This is a genomic window from Porphyromonas gingivalis ATCC 33277 (genome assembly GCF_000010505.1).
Taxonomy (GTDB): domain Bacteria; phylum Bacteroidota; class Bacteroidia; order Bacteroidales; family Porphyromonadaceae; genus Porphyromonas; species Porphyromonas gingivalis.
This window is the reverse complement of the sequence record NC_010729.1, coordinates 428,806-443,833: the sequence shown is the minus strand read 5'-3', so window position 1 is coordinate 443,833 and position 15,028 is coordinate 428,806. Positions and strand designations below refer to the sequence as shown.

12 protein-coding genes and 1 pseudogene are annotated in these 15,028 nt (G+C 49.4%); 4 read left to right on the top strand and 9 right to left on the bottom strand.

Annotation, left to right across the window (positions count from 1 at the left end):
* Positions 1-17: 17 nt before the first annotated feature.
* The 7 genes and pseudogenes from PGN_RS01950 to pdxH all read right to left on the bottom strand — a co-directional run bounded on the left by PGN_RS01950 (position 18) and on the right by pdxH (position 7,148).
* Positions 18-380, bottom strand: coding sequence for a hypothetical protein (locus PGN_RS01950; RefSeq protein WP_012457489.1), 363 nt, complete (start codon positions 378-380; stop codon positions 18-20).
* A 20-nt stretch (positions 381-400) separates the two neighbouring features.
* On the bottom strand, positions 401-754 hold the full coding sequence (locus tag PGN_RS01945; RefSeq protein ID WP_004583949.1) for an FtsB family cell division protein: 354 nt from the start codon (positions 752-754) through the stop codon (positions 401-403).
* A 109-nt stretch (positions 755-863) separates the two neighbouring features.
* Positions 864-980 (bottom strand): annotated as a pseudogene (locus PGN_RS11750) (IS30 family transposase); the annotation flags it as partial.
* Between the two features lie 320 nt (positions 981-1,300).
* On the bottom strand, positions 1,301-3,604 hold the full coding sequence (locus tag PGN_RS01940) for a GH92 family glycosyl hydrolase (RefSeq protein WP_012457487.1): 2,304 nt from the start codon (positions 3,602-3,604) through the stop codon (positions 1,301-1,303).
* A gap of 24 nt (positions 3,605-3,628) precedes the next feature.
* A complete protein-coding gene (locus PGN_RS01935; protein ID WP_012457486.1) occupies positions 3,629-5,974 on the bottom strand; it encodes a GH92 family glycosyl hydrolase in 2,346 nt (781 codons plus the stop codon).
* A gap of 88 nt (positions 5,975-6,062) precedes the next feature.
* Entirely contained in the window at positions 6,063-6,467 is a 405-nt protein-coding gene (locus tag PGN_RS01930; protein WP_012457485.1) for a rhodanese-like domain-containing protein, read from the bottom strand.
* 36 nt (positions 6,468-6,503) lie between these two features.
* Complete coding sequence (gene pdxH / locus PGN_RS01925) at positions 6,504-7,148, bottom strand: pyridoxamine 5'-phosphate oxidase (protein WP_004583944.1); 645 nt, start codon at positions 7,146-7,148, stop codon at positions 6,504-6,506.
* A gap of 32 nt (positions 7,149-7,180) precedes the next feature.
* On the opposite strand from pdxH, the gene PGN_RS10210 reads away from it, so the two are divergent.
* Complete coding sequence (locus tag PGN_RS10210) at positions 7,181-7,399, top strand: hypothetical protein (protein WP_012457484.1); 219 nt, start codon at positions 7,181-7,183, stop codon at positions 7,397-7,399.
* An 820-nt stretch (positions 7,400-8,219) separates the two neighbouring features.
* On the opposite strand, the gene PGN_RS01915 is transcribed toward PGN_RS10210, so the two are convergent.
* Positions 8,220-11,000: a TonB-dependent receptor gene (locus tag PGN_RS01915; protein WP_012457482.1), complete on the bottom strand. Its 2,781-nt coding sequence runs from the start codon at positions 10,998-11,000 to the stop codon at positions 8,220-8,222.
* Positions 11,001-11,294: 294 nt separating this feature from the next.
* Complete coding sequence (locus PGN_RS11460; RefSeq protein WP_158298204.1) at positions 11,295-11,405, bottom strand: DUF1661 domain-containing protein; 111 nt, start codon at positions 11,403-11,405, stop codon at positions 11,295-11,297.
* Between PGN_RS11460 and PGN_RS12305 the strand changes: the two genes are divergently transcribed.
* From PGN_RS12305 to PGN_RS01900, 3 genes are all read left to right on the top strand, one after another.
* Complete coding sequence (locus tag PGN_RS12305) at positions 11,374-11,466, top strand: DUF1661 domain-containing protein (protein ID WP_143733906.1); 93 nt, start codon at positions 11,374-11,376, stop codon at positions 11,464-11,466. The two genes, PGN_RS11460 and PGN_RS12305, sit on opposite strands and share 32 nt — an antisense overlap.
* Before the next feature lie 159 nt (positions 11,467-11,625).
* Positions 11,626-13,476, top strand: a complete 1,851-nt coding sequence (locus tag PGN_RS01905; protein WP_023847229.1) for an ABC transporter ATP-binding protein — start codon at positions 11,626-11,628, stop codon at positions 13,474-13,476.
* Positions 13,477-13,509: 33 nt separating this feature from the next.
* Positions 13,510-15,021 carry a GH3 auxin-responsive promoter family protein gene (locus PGN_RS01900; RefSeq protein WP_043876315.1) on the top strand — a complete coding sequence of 504 codons (1,512 nt, stop codon included), beginning with the start codon at positions 13,510-13,512 and terminating at the stop codon, positions 15,019-15,021.
* Positions 15,022-15,028 lie beyond the last annotated feature (7 nt).

The following is a 15,028-nucleotide window of genomic DNA, read 5'->3' as shown; positions in this document are numbered from 1 at the left end:
TTCGTTTGTAGAGAATCTTATTTCTTGTTTTTTCCTTGCTCTCCCGATCCTTTCCTGAAGAGCAGAAGCAAGGAAGCATAAATCATGTAGATCACACCAATGGCAAAAAACAAGAGCCAAAGGGAATCTGCTCGTACAAAGACCAATATAGCCGAGACTACGAAAAAAGCCCCGGAAAGGACATTCATCCGGTAGAGCCTGCGCGTACGAGTATCCAAATCCGCAACAGGAGTCAGGGCATAGGAAAGCAGATAGAATACCGCCCCCAATGCGTAGAGGTAATCTCCGGGCACAAAGCGTACCAATCTGGATGCTGCTCCGAAGATCAAAAGGAGACTGCCGACACGGTAGCTTATCTCACGAATCTGCTGTGGGTTCATCCCTGCTGCCCCTATTTTCGTTATTGTTTGTCTTGGACGCTATCCTTGATCAGAAAAATGATCTCTTCGGGTCGCTTCATCAGATACAACTCTCTGGCCGTATGCTCTATTCCCTGTTTGTTCGCCCGGATTTCTTCCAGTCGCACACTATCCTGATGATAACGTTCCTTTACCTCCCGTAGTTCTTTCTTCAAATTGTTGATACGGCTTTTGTAGCGAATCTGCTTGCTGATATTGGCATCGCCGAAAACGAACGTCACCAGAAAGAAGAAGCCGATTACCACCAGATACTTGACGTACCAATGGCGACGCCACCAGGCTAAGATGCGTTGCTTCTTGCTGTTAAGACTTGCTCTTTTGTCACGAATACCCATTGTGCCGTACACTTTTCGAAGAGACTTGCAAATATACCATTTTTCCCAAATTCCTTTCAGATATGTATTTGCACATCAAGGCTAACGCATTCCACAAATAAATGCAACACTAAGGAAAATTCAGGAAGAAGCACTCGAACGGAGTTCTGAATCCGAGTTTCTTTCTTGGTCTATGGTTCAGTTTGTTCTGTATAATGGGGATCTGTTTGGTCGTTATATCTATGAAGAATTACATGAGGCATACCTATATTATAAGGGAGCCGGTATGCACCACGGCCTCTGCTGCCGAAGCCTTTCTCGACAGGCAGCAGGAATTGCTTTCCGAGCGGTTGCAGAGCATGAAAAAGCATAATTGCGGATCGAAAAAAGATGGTTCGAGAAAAAAATAAAACTCGAGCCAAAAGCAAAAAAATCTCGCACGTAAAGATTTTCCTTGTGGTTCGAGTTTTTGAGATTTTAGGCTCGGCAATTCTCCGTCTTTCGGCACCAAAAACAACATACGACTTTTCTCAGTACACGTCACAATCAAGGGAAAGTCGGGAAGGATCAGTCGCCCGGATAGGGATCTGCAGAAGGAGGAGGCGTATCGACTCCCCATAGTTTGTTGGGGCGCGGTCCCATCTTCAGCTCCAAAATGCCGCCTTGGGCTATGTCGCTATGTTGGAACCATGCTTTATCCAAGGTTTTCCCGTTGAGCACGGCCTTTTGGATGTATTTGTTTTCAGCTCCGGCACCGTTGGCGATGATCGTAAGGTGGTTGCCTCCACCGAGATCGATCGTTATCTTGCTGAAAAAAGGACTACCGATCACATAGACCGGTAAACCCGGTGTGACGGGATAGAATCCCATCATCGAAAAGACGGCGAACGCACTCAGCCCTCCACCATCTTCGTCTCCGGGGACTCCCATCAGATCGTTTCGGAACCATTCGTTTACAAGCTCATGGATCAACTTCTGCGTTCGCCATGGCTGACCGGCATAGACATATAAATAGGGTATATGCAGGCTCGGCTCATTGGCCATGGAAAACTGTCCTACATTGCCTGTCTGGTCGGGCAGCTTGGAATAAAAATTGAACTTCCATGTACTCATCGGTGTGCGGAAAGTCTGATCCAAGAAACTGACAAACTGTTCCGGCCCATCCATCAAGGCAATCAGATCATGGAGGTTGTGCTGTACATCCCAGCGATAAGTGTAGGCATTGTTCTCGTCATAATAATCTCGTGCACCCGGGCCTCCATCAAATTCGTAATCGAAGGGCTGTATGAAGCGTCCCTTCTCATCTTTGGGATGAAAGAATCCCGTCTCCGAATTGTAAAGATGTCGGTAGTCGTAGCTCCTACGCAGAAATTCACGCGCTTCGTGCTCGTGACCGGAGAACTGTGCCAATCGGCTAAGGCACCAATAATCGTAAGCAATAGCAAGCGTAACGGCTACTGCCTGCCGCTTCTCCCAAGAGTGTATGGTAGGGTCGGTTTCCTTTTGGCCCTGTGGCAATGCGGGGTAGTAGCCTTTCTCATCGAAAAATTGATCGAGTGCGCCTTTGGGCATACGCCGCCAAGGTGCATACGTCTTCTCGGCCATCACTTTTTTGGCTACCGTATACGCCTCATTCAAATTGAAACCCGTAAGACCTTTGGCATAGGCATCGGCAAGCATGGCTATAGCATGATTGCCATTCATACGATGGCTGTCGCCTGTCACTTCCGGGAAGGTAGGCAACCATTTCTCCCTGCTAAGCAAAGCCATACGAATGTAGGAATTGACCATGTCGGATTCCATCTCCGGCTCCAAAAGAATACGCAGGGGATGTACAGCCCGATAGGTGTCCCACACCCAATCGTCTGTATAGAAAGGAATGCCCCTATCCGGATGCACAGCATGATCTTCGGCACTGTAGAAATGACCATCCTCCGAGATATTGATCATCCGTTCATAAGTACGATAAAGACTGGTGTAGAATACCTGTCGCTGAGGAATCGTACCTCCCTCGATCTGCACTTTGCCCAATGTTTTGTTCCATTCGTTCCGTCCCATCTTGGACACCACTTCCACGTTGTAAGCCTGTATTTCCTGACGAAGATTCTTTTTGGCTTGTGCCACACTGATATAGGAAATACCATAGCGAAGGAAGAGATCCGTTCCGGCCAGATCGTAGTTCAGCACGAGAGTTTTGCCCGTTACCTTGCCCTTATTCCAGATGTACTCGCCTTTTTCCGAACGGCGAGCGTACGTCACAGGCTGCTGCTCCGTCTCCATATAGACAAATACTCGCGTACTGTCCTGAAAATAGCGATAGCCGGATATGACATTACCTTCGGCAGTCAATTCCCCTTTCTCAGAGTGAACGACGAGGTAATGCCGGCTGCTATCGGCATTGAAGCCCAAGCGGTAAATGGCACTACGAAAAGAAGGCGCAAAATCCACCTCTACATCCTCCTCATCGAGCAAGACGGAATAGCGGTAAGGACGCACCGCTTCATTGTCATAGGTATAGCTCGCAACTGCGGGGATGGAATCCGGCAGGTGGTTCAACGGACTGAGACGAAAAGCATTTGCTCCGCGATGAGAGGTCAGCAACAAGGGTAGTCCGTCCATTAACTGAGAAGTATAGTCGGTTCGTACCGGACACATGCGCAACATACTATTGGGCAAATGCACAGTGGGAAAAGTGGGAATGAGCAGATGACTGATATTGCCCATATAAGGATTCACGTAGTCCACAGGCCCCTTAAATATGTCGGTCTGGACATCATCTTTACATCCGGCAGAGCTTAGCACAAGGAGGAAAAAGCCAAGCAAGCTCATCAGTATAGATCGTCGGGGCGTAAATGCTTTGTTCGTATTCATAGTCCGAAGTGGGGAAATGTATCATTAATTACTGTGATTAGCGCGACGCTGTTGCTCCGTGGAGAAGGAATAAGGTCTGTCACTTTCCTTCGTACCACGGTTATAATTGGGTTTCGTGTCCATCATCCATTGAATGGATGCAGAAGAGCGAAGCTGTTCGTGAGTCAGGTAATTGCAGCTCCATTCTTTTCCTTCTACGCTGATCGAGCGGATGTAAGGCGTATCGGCACTGTTGGCCGGAGCATGCAACACCGTTTTGTGTCCATCGGGAAAAGAGAGTATTACCTTGGAAAAAATCGGCGAGCCGAGCACATACTGATCCGTAGCGGGTGTAACAGGATAGAAGCCAAGAGCAGAGAAAACGTACCAAGCCGAAGTCTGTCCGTTGTCTTCATCGCCGCAATACCCATCCGGAGTAGGACGATAGAGCCGCCCCATCACTTCGCGTAGTCTCTCCTGAGCTTTCCATGGATAGCCGGCATGATTATACAGATATATCATATGCTGTATGGGCTGATTGCCATGAGCATAATTGCCCATATCCGCTATTTGCATCTCTCTGATTTCGTGGATGACAAATCCGTAATAGCTCTCATCGAACATAGGAGGAGTATTGAATACCGAATCGAGCATAGACACGAACGGGCGATCTCCTCCCATCAGGTCGATAAGCCCCTGCACATCATGAAAGACCGACCAAGTATAGTGCCAGGCATTGCCCTCCGTGAATACATCTCCCCATTTGAAAGGGGAAAAAGGTATCCGGAAACTACCATCCTGATTTCTACCGCGCATGAGTTTGGTTTCCGGATCGAACAGATGACGATAGTTCATAGAACGATGAGCCAACGTGTCCAATGCTGCTCTATCCCAACCCAATGTGCGCCCCAGTCGGAGGATGCACCAATCGTTATAAGCATATTCGAGCGTACGGGCAGCACTTTCGTTGATACCTGCATCAGCCGGAACATAGCCTAAGGAGTTGTACCACTCCCAACCTCTGCGCCCCGTGGAGGATATTTTCGGATGGACGGCTTTCGTAGCATGCAAGAGTCCGTTCATCAGTGTACGGGTATCTTCTACCCGAACACCCTTGAGATAGGCATCCGCCAGAACAGAAGCAGAGTTGTTGCCTATCATACAATCCCGATGGCCCGGACTGGCCCATTCGGGGAAAAAGCCACTCTCGCGATATACATTCAGCAGACCTTCCTGAATTTTAATGTTTTCATCGGGATACAGCAGATTGAGCAGGGGGAAAAGGGCTCGAAAAGTGTCCCAAAATCCGGTATCGGTATAGAGATAACCGGGAAGTACCTCTCCACTGTAGGGGCTGTAATGCACAAAATTGCCGGAAGCATCCTCCTCATAGAAGCGACGGGGAAAAAGCAGACAGCGATAGAGTGCGGAATAGAATGTAGTGCGCTCATCCTTCGTTCCTCCTTCCACATGTATGCGTCCGAGCACCTTATTCCAAGCTTCGCGACCGGCAAGTCTGATCCGGTCGAAACTCTGCCCTTTGACTTCCGCAAGATTTCTTTCGGCCTGCTCGACACTGATAAAAGAAGATGCCACCCGGACGGTAACTTCTTGCGAATCGAAGCGACAGGCTGCCCATACCCTTGTGCCTTCGTCTGTCTTGCCGGTATCTGTCTCAAGCAGGACATCGGCCATAGGAATATCGAACTGCAAGATGAAATAACAGGCGAAGTTAGCCGGCACACCTCCGCTATTCTTGCGAGATATGCCCACTACGGTGTGAGGATCCACGATGCTAATCTCCGAACCACCGGTAAAGGCATCAAGACGAAGCCATCGACCGGAGCCACTTTCGGTATTGCCGGAATAACGTATGCGAAAGATAGCTGCACGCTCGGTCGGGGCCATCTCCACGCGTGTGTCGTAATCGGCCAAATAGACACTATAATAGTATGGCGTCGCCGTCTCCGCTTTGTGCGAGAACCACGAGGCCTGTTCGTCCGAAAAGAGTTGCTTGCACCATTTAGTCAGAGCTACGGAGTCGTTCGATGATGGCTTCTGCGGTGCCATAAGGGGAAGAAGGGAGAATTGGCCGTAGTCGTTGATCCATGGACTGGGCTGGTGGGTCTGTTTGAATCCGCGAATCTTGTGTGCCGAGTAGGTATATTGCCAGCCGTCACCGGGTACACCGGTCATCGGTGTCCAGCTATTCATTCCCCACGGTAAACCGATCACCGGATAGGTATTGCCCGCACTCAGCTCAAAAGAACTTAGCGTCCCGATCAGCGGATCGACGTAGTCCACATAGCTCTGCGCAAACAAAGGCCTGCCGACAAACAAGCAGAGAATGGCTGCTATTCGAACAATATATGAAGGCTTAGGGCGATCCATTCGGGGTGAAACCATAAAGGAGAAGAAAACAAGAGCTATGGGTAGAGAGCAAGTAGAGAAACCTGTCCCGAAAGCTCTCCAAGTATCACTACTTGTACGGATAGCCTTTATATCCGCCCAGAAGGTTGTAAACAAAATAGCCTCTACGCAAAAGAATATCGGCGGCTTTGGCACTTCGTCCTCCGCTCCGGCAGTAAATGGCTACGGGATGCGCCTTGTCCAACTCCTGATCGGCCTGCTCCTTGAAGTTACTGTCCGTGACGGGCAACAGCTTGGCATTGGCAATATGACCTTGGGCATACTCTTCCGCAGTGCGAACGTCGATCAATTGTATAGCAGGATCAGCCAATAATTCGCGGAAGCGATCGGCGTTTACATTGTTTACGATCGACTTGTCCGCCGGGGTATTTGTCTGTGCAGCATTCTTGCAAGCACAACTAAACAAAGAAACGAAAGACATAAGCAGTATCGCAAGGATTAGTTTTTGTTTCATTCGAATGAGGTAGTTTTTGTATTTGGATACAGATAGTTACGGAGCCAAGCGGTGAACAGACCAGGAAGCATCGGGCCGGAGTTCGTACAGGAAGCGATCGTGCAAGCGGCTTTCGCGCCCTTGCCAAAATTCTATTCGTACCGGCTTCACGGCAAAGCCACCCCAAGTGTCAGGACGTGGCACAGTCCGACCGGCATATTTGAGCGACTCCTTCATAAATTCCTGTACGATGAAAGAACGCCCCGGTATAGGACGACTCTGTGGCGAAATGCGCGCCCCTACCCGACTTTTGTACGGACGTGTAGCAAAATAAGCATCGCTAAGCTCCGGCTCTAAAATGCGTACATCCCCCTCCACATGTATCTGACGCTCCAGTTCGTGCCAGAGGAATGTGAGACAGACGTGCGGATTAGCAGCCATTTGCTGCCCCTTGCGACTCTCATAGTTGCTGTAGAAGATAAATTCGTTGTTCAAAAACTCCTTGAGCAAAACGGTTCGCGTACTGGGATGACCGTCAGGAGTAGCCGTCCCGACGATAACGGCTGTAGGCTCATATGTTTTGGCTTCGACCGCATCTTGCAACCATCTGGTGACAAGGTCGAAAGGAGTAGGTGTCAGGTCGCTGGCGGAAAGGCTTCGTTTGTCATATTCCCGCCTGATATTTTCGAAATGCAAATCCATGCTTTTGTGGTTTTTATTGTCCGGACAAAGTTATGCCATTTGAATTGTCGTTCCAAAAAAGCCATGGATCACCGGCAGCAGGCCACAAGGACAAGCCCATCGCCCCACTATTCTACGATAGACAAGTAGGACAGACGGCTCTCATCGGGCAAGTCTTTTTCTTGATCAGAGGACTCGACAGCAGGGGAAGAGAAGATCATTTCGAGCAATTCCTCACGTGGTTTGTCAAACAAAATCCTTACCTGCTCTAAGAAGACCTTTGTGCAATAAGCAGGCACTTTATCCATTTATCCATTCATTTTATTGTGTGTCGGCCGATTGTTTTGTGTGTTTATGGTATGATCAATACACAAAACGATGGCACGACAAGGAAAATCATCCAACGAAGAGGTTTCGTTCAGGGACGTCATGTCAGCGAATCGATACAAGAAAGCACGGAATGTATTTTTGACCCAAGTCGATACGCTTATATGAGAGGATACTATGGTCTCACATGAGAGGATATTATGGTCTCCTATGAGAGGATACTATGGTCTCGCATGAGAGGATACTATGGTCTCCTATGAGAGGATACTATGGTCTCATATGAGAGGATACTATGGTCTCACATGAGAGGATACTATGGTCTCATATGAGAGGATACTATGGTCTCGCATGAGAGGATACTATGGTCTCATATGAGAGGATACTATGGTCTATTGATGGAAGATGCTATCTGCTCTGTGTCGGATGGCAGGTTCGGGGAGTGGGAGGTTCCGTGCGAGCTGTGAAACCGATAGATAGCTGTTAAACCGACAGATGAGACTGTCGCACGGCATTTTCCGGGAGATTTCGTTGTCAATTGACTGTTTTTCAGTGTCTGTACAGAATAAATACAATCTTAGCCTGATTCGCTTCTATGTCTTCGAAAAGCTAATAAAGTAGGGCCTCCAAGATGAAGCCGGTTGCCTAACCGACTGCAAGGAGCAAAGAAAGAGGGCTGCGACAAAATCAAATTTTGACACAGCCCCTCGATCGGTTTGTTATAAAAACACTTACACACTTTGTCTCTTGCAGATAGGTGGCGTCTGATCAGGACGGTCGTCTGCCACCGCCGAAAGGTGGGCCCGGACGATTCATATTGCCACGCTGATGATCGCTGCGAGATCCACCACCACTGAAGGCGTTGAATCGGTAGATAAAGTCCACCATCACGTAGCGTCCGATCGTATTGGACATGCTCTCTTCTATATTGATGGCCGTAGCAGAACGGCTGATACTTGACCGCTGACCGAGGATGTCATAGCCTTTGACACGCAGTGTACCGGCCTTGTCACGGAGGAAGCTGTATGAAAGCGAAGCATTCCAAAGCCATTCGTCCAGACTGAATCCTCCACTGTAACCGGAGTTCGTATTGTATTCAACATCGCTGTCGATACGGAATCCATAGGGAAGCGTTAGGGCAACTTGATAATTGCCGCCAAAATCGTATGTGCGAGAATCTTTCTGTCCGCTCAGACTATTATTAGCCATATAGAATCCGATATTGCCACCGATACTCGTATCGATCCAATTGTTGCGACAGGTCAGCGTCAGGCGTTCCCTCGTTCGGAAAGAGAGAGCTTTGTTCTTATCGTCATTGATGAAGCTTTGTCCTTCGGCCAACCTGTTGAACAAGGACATCCTGAAAGAAAATGCCCTGTTCTTGAGTGGAACCGATAGTGTCCCATGAAGATTCGCTTGCCATGTACCGGAGGCGTTTTCGTAACGAGTGGTACGGATCCCTGTAGACGGATCGTAGTGCGTATTGGGGACGATGTCGTCGAATGTATAGTTGCCGAAGAAAACAATGTTGAAAGCTCGCTGACTTTTGGCATCGAAGTCCGAGAACATGGCCATCACATTGTTGGAATAGCTCGGCTTCAGACCGGGATTGCCTTCCGTCACGAATAGCGGATTCGTGATGTCCTGAACGGGAGCGATCTGATTGATGGATGGTTGTGTCGTGCGTCCTCGGTAGTCCACTCGGAGGTTGGTAGTCCTGCTCGGTTTGTAGTTGATTCGGAGCATCGGGGAGAGATTGACACGATTGAAAGCCAGTTTGTCCTGCTCTACTCCGGCTACGTTCCGATAGCTGACAGTTCTGTTGGGATCCACATTGAATCCTATGGTGTAGTCCCACGTTTTGGCAATCTTCTTGAGGTTGAGTCCGATGCGATACTGGGTGAACTCGTTACTGTAGGAGAGTCCGTACTGACTGTCTAATATGGAGTATTGCCCGTCATCGCCCAGTCGGTACACCTCACGATCCGAATTGCGACGAGAGAAACGTCTGTTCAGAATAGCTTGTGCGAAGTAGTTTTTACCCAACGGTTCCACATACGAGAGGCGAAGGCGATATTGCAGGTTGGAGTTGTCGTTGAATTGCTTTTGATTCGTCTCCACGCTTTGGAGCACAGCCTGATATATGCCATCTCCGTCTTCGTCGGTCAGACCGCCACTGACGGAGGCACTGATTGTACGGCCTTCATCGTTGAGCTTGTGACTGATATCCAATTCTCCGTTCAGTCTGAAGTTGTTTCCTTGTGTAGTTTGGTGGATAGAACCTTTGTTGATAGAGATTCCGGTGGCATCTTTCGTCTCGTATGTGTCGTTAAAGAACCCATCAATCTTCGATATCGAAAGATCCGGCTCGAATACCACTTCGGTACGTTCGGACGGTTTCCATTGCATCCTGAATCGAGCCTGACCATTGTGAGAGAAAGAGCGTTCCAATATATTTTCGTCCATATAAGTATTCCCTTCGGCGAGGATATTTTCCACACGTTTGGTCGTCTCTATGGCCTTGTCGTTGTATCCGTAGCGTGCATCGCCTCCCGTATTAAGGGCAGAGGAGAATTCGACACTGAAGTTGCCGCCCAGCATCGACGAAGACGTAACACCTCCACTATTGCCGAAGCCGCGTCGACCACCGCCTTGGGGAGAGAAGAAGGTCATGGATCCCATCTCGCTGCTCATCTCGCTAAAGCCCATATTGTTCGTATTGTTCGCACTACCGATCAATGTCCATTGCTTATTCCCATCGAACCGATTGACGTTCCCTCCGGCCATATAGCGTTGGTCAGTACCGTAGCCGGCCTGAAGCGTTCCGAAGAGGCCTTTCTTTTTTTCGGGCTTCACCGTCAGGTTGATTACGGTCTCTTCTTCTCCATCATCGAAACCGCTCATCCGCGACAGCTCGCTCAGTTTGTTCAGTACCTGTACTTTATTGACCATATCGGCCGGAAGATTCTTTATTGCCACCTGTGGATCTTTGGAGAAAAACTCTTTGCCATCGACAAGGATCTTGCTAATGTCCTTGCCGTTGATGGTGATCTTCCCATCGGATCCGATCTCTGCTCCGGGTAGCTTCTTGATCAGTTCCTCGATAGAAGCTCCTTGTGCTACGGTATAGGATCCGGCATTGAATTCGAGCGTGTCGTTGCGTACCACGACCTCTGCCGCTTTAGCCTGCACCGTCACACTCTGTAGAAGACGGGCATCTTCGTTCATGGATATATCTTTGAGCGTAATGGTTTGCCCGTTTCTAAGAGATATTTTTTCGTCGTGGGTAGTGTAACCTACATATGAAACGCGCAGAATGTAGTCACCCTCCTGTGACGTTTTCAGGCTGAACAACCCTTTTTCATTAGTGGCACCTGCGGCAACGGCTACTTGGCCGGTACTCTGTACAAGCTGTACGTTGGCTTGAATCATGGGGTTGCCTTCTTCGTCCAATACTCTACCTGCTACTCCGGCTTGTTGGGCTTCCAGCCCGACGAAACCAAGAGAAGCAAGGAGTATTGACAACAGTAATTGATAAATCGATCGCATAAGAAAAGTTTGAAAAGAAAAATAGGTGCTATCGTTCCCATTCTCCGAAATGGTATTTTACGATTTACCCTACAACTGAAATAGAGGGGAAAAGAGAAATAAGTTTAAAAGACCATGTCGATTTTCCACATTCGGACCTCCCCTCAACTGTCGGGAAACGGCGACAAGTATCAAGGAGCAAGTCGGCTGGCATTCTTCTTCGGTATTATTTGCCTCAAGGGAGCAAACATGTATCTATTCTATATATTTCCGCTCATGGAAAAAGGTGAAGGAATTCCGTCGAAGAGTAGCCGCTTACAGAGAAATCACGAACGAAAAATGATGAGATTGCGGTGCGATTTTTGGGGAAAATACGCGCCTAAATTTTTTCGTTTTGGTTCGAAAATTTTTCGCTTCTCGCGCCAAAACGAAAAATTTCTCGCGCCACGTTTTTACGATCCACGCGCGAGCATTTTTTCAGACGTAAAAACGTCGGAGAGAGAAATGCCCTCCATCTGCTGTTTTTTCGTTCCCGCAGTGGAGGAAAAGCTCGGATGGAAGAGCCTTCGGGACACAGACCCGGGGAGCCGTCTTTCTCCAAAAACACGTATCTTTCGGAGATTTTAGCTGCAACCGCCCGATTATTATGAAGCATTTTTTCAGTGCTATACGCCGTTTCGTGCCACCCTATAAGAAGTATGTGGCATGGAGCGTGGTGGCTAATACGCTGAGTGCACTGCTCAACCTATTGTCTTTCTCTCTGATCATGCCCATCCTGCGTATCCTCTTCAGGATAGACCGGCAGGTGACCACTTACATGCCGATGGATGGTATAGACTGGGGTAGCATGGATGGCTGGAAAGCTGCCGGAGCCGCGCTGAGCAATAATTTCAGCTGGTACGTAAGCCAACTTATAGAGGTACGTGGAGCATCGTTTACGCTTATCATGCTGGGGATTTATCTGGTGGTGATGACCTTTCTGAAAGTGGCTTCGATGTACCTCGGATTCTACAGCATGATTCCGCTGCGCACGGGAGTGGTGCGGGACATTCGCAATCAGATCAACGATAAGATCCTCGGACTCCCCCTTTCCTTTTTCAGCGAAGAGCGCAAGGGCGATATCATGGCACGCATTTCGGGGGATGTGAATGAGATAGAGACTTCGGTCATCAGTTCGCTGGATATGTTGCTGAAAAATCCGATCCTCATTTCCATCTACCTGATCGGGATGATCCTCATCAGCTGGCAGCTCACCCTTTTCGTCTTCATCCTCCTACCGATAGCCGGAGGGCTGATGGGTAAGGTGGGCAAAACACTCAAGCGCAAGAGTCTGGAAGGGCAGAATCAGTGGGGAAGCCTGATGAGCCAGATAGAAGAAACGCTTGGCGGCCTGCGTATCATCAAGGCATTCAATGCCGAGAAGAAGATGCAGGATCGGTTCCATCGTGCCAACGAGCAGTTTCGCCGTACGACGATGAAGGTCTTCCGCCGCCAGCAGTTGGCACACCCGATGAGCGAATTTCTCGGCACGGCTACCATAGCCATCGTACTGTGGTATGGGGGTACCCTTATCCTGAACAATACGAGCGAGATCGATGCTTCCACCTTTATATATTATCTGGTGATCTTCTACAGTCTGATCAATCCGGTCAAGGAGCTGAGCAAGGCATCCTACGCCATTGAAAAGGGGTTGGCCTCCATGTCGCGCGTGGACAAGATCCTGATGGCCGAGAACGACATCAAAGATCCCGAACAGCCCCACCCCGTGGTGTTCGAAGAGGAGGTCGTTTACGACCATGTGTGGTTCCGCTACGGCGAAGACTGGGTGCTGCGCGATGTCTGTCTGACAATCCCGAAGGGCAAGACGGTGGCATTGGTCGGTCAGAGCGGATCGGGCAAGAGTACGATCGTGGATCTGCTACCACGGTTCTACGACCTCCAGCAAGGCCGTGTGCTGGTAGACGGGACGGATGTGCGGGATGTAAAACTACACGAGTTGCGTGAGCTGATCGGCAACGTCAATCAGGAAGCAATCCTCTTCAACGATACCGTCTTCAACAACATCGCTTTCGGCAAAGAGAATGCCACGGCCGAAGAGGTGGAGCATGCAGCACGCATAGCCAATGCGCACGACTTCATCATGCAGATGCCCGAGGGTTATCAGTCCAACATCGGCGACCGTGGAGGCAAGCTGTCGGGAGGCCAGCGGCAACGGATCAGCATCGCGCGAGCCATTTTGAAGAATCCGCCGATTTTGATTCTGGATGAAGCCACGTCAGCACTCGACACGGAAAGCGAACGTTTGGTACAGAATGCTATCGAGAAACTGATGGCCAATAGAACGGCTATCGTCATAGCGCACCGACTGACCACGATCCGCAATGCGGATATTATATGCGTACTGCATGAGGGGCGTATCGTGGAGCAAGGACGCCACGATGAACTGTATGCCCTGGGAGGATACTACACGAAGCTATGCGATATGAACGCAGAATGAGAAAATGATACTTTTGTGAAGAAAAGAAAACCGATGGACTACAAGACTCGCATCATATATGCCTTGTTGAAAAGCAGGCTGAAAACCATCGACACCTATGCCTCCCGAGCAGAAGAGATACAAGACCGCCAGCTCAGGCGCATCCTGTCGAGTGCAGCCTACACATCCACCGGTATCCGCTACGGGTTCAGTCGCATAAGCTCGAAAGAGTGTTTTGCTCGCAACGTACCTGTTCGCGATTACGAATCGACACAAGCCGAAATAGAACGAATGCTTCGTGGCGAAAAAGACATACTCTGTCCGGGACGTTGTACATGGTTTGCTAAAAGCAGTGGCACCACCAATAGCAAAAGCAAGTTCATCCCCGTTCCATATCGCCATCTGCACTATTGCCATTATCAAGGGGGGAAAGACTCCCTATCGTTATACCTACGCAATAGACCTGACAGTCGTTTCTTCACGACTAAAGGGTTGGTACTGGGTGGCAGTCACGCCCCTGTATCCATGAATGCCGATATACAAGTCGGCGACTTGAGTGCCATCCTTGTCGAGAATATGCCTGTGCTCGGCAACTGCATGCGCGTACCCTCGAAAGAAACGCTCTTGATGGACGAGTGGACGGAGAAGCTCAAAGCCGTAGTTCGCGAAGTGGCGCATGTACGAGTCGGAAGCTTGTCCGGCGTACCGTCTTGGATCCTTGTCTTGATCAAGGATATACTCGCAGCTACAGGCCGAGAGACTTTGTCGGATGTATGGCCGGAATTGGAAGTATTTTTTCACGGCGGTATCAGCTTTGCTCCCTATCGAGCGCAGTATGAGAAGCTGATACCTTCTTCACGGATGCAGTATATGGAGACGTATAATGCTTCGGAAGGTTTCTTCGGTATTCAGGATGATCCGAAGGATAGCGGTATGCTGCTGATGCTCGATTACGGAGTTTACTACGAATTCATCCCGATGGAACATTTCGGCCGGCCCGAAGCGGAAGCCATTCCACTCGAAGGGGTAGAAATAGGGCGCAATTATGCCATGATTATCAGTACGCTCGGAGGACTCTACCGTTATGTACTGGGCGATACCGTACGCTTCACATCGGTGAAACCATACAAGATAGTCATCACCGGTCGCACCAAGCACTATATCAACGCATTCGGAGAAGAGCTGATGGTAGACAATAGCGACAAGGCTTTGGCGGCGACATGCAAGCGATTTGGCGTGCAGGCAGTGGACTATACGGTAGCGCCCCACTTTTTTTCGGAAGAGGGCAAAGGACGGCACGACTGGCTGATCGAATTTGTCTCTGCACCGGCTGATCCGAATGCGTTTGCCAAAGCATTGGATGCCGAGTTGCAAACGCTCAATTCCGACTACGAAGCCAAGCGGTATGCAGACATGACTCTGCTCCCACTCTCCCTGACGATCGCTCGCTCCGGTCTCTTCCACGATTGGCTTACGGAGCAGGGCAAGCTGGGAGGACAGCACAAAGTGCCTCGTCTGAGCAATACACCGGAAATAATGAGGTCTATCCTCGAAATGAACAGTTAATCGCATC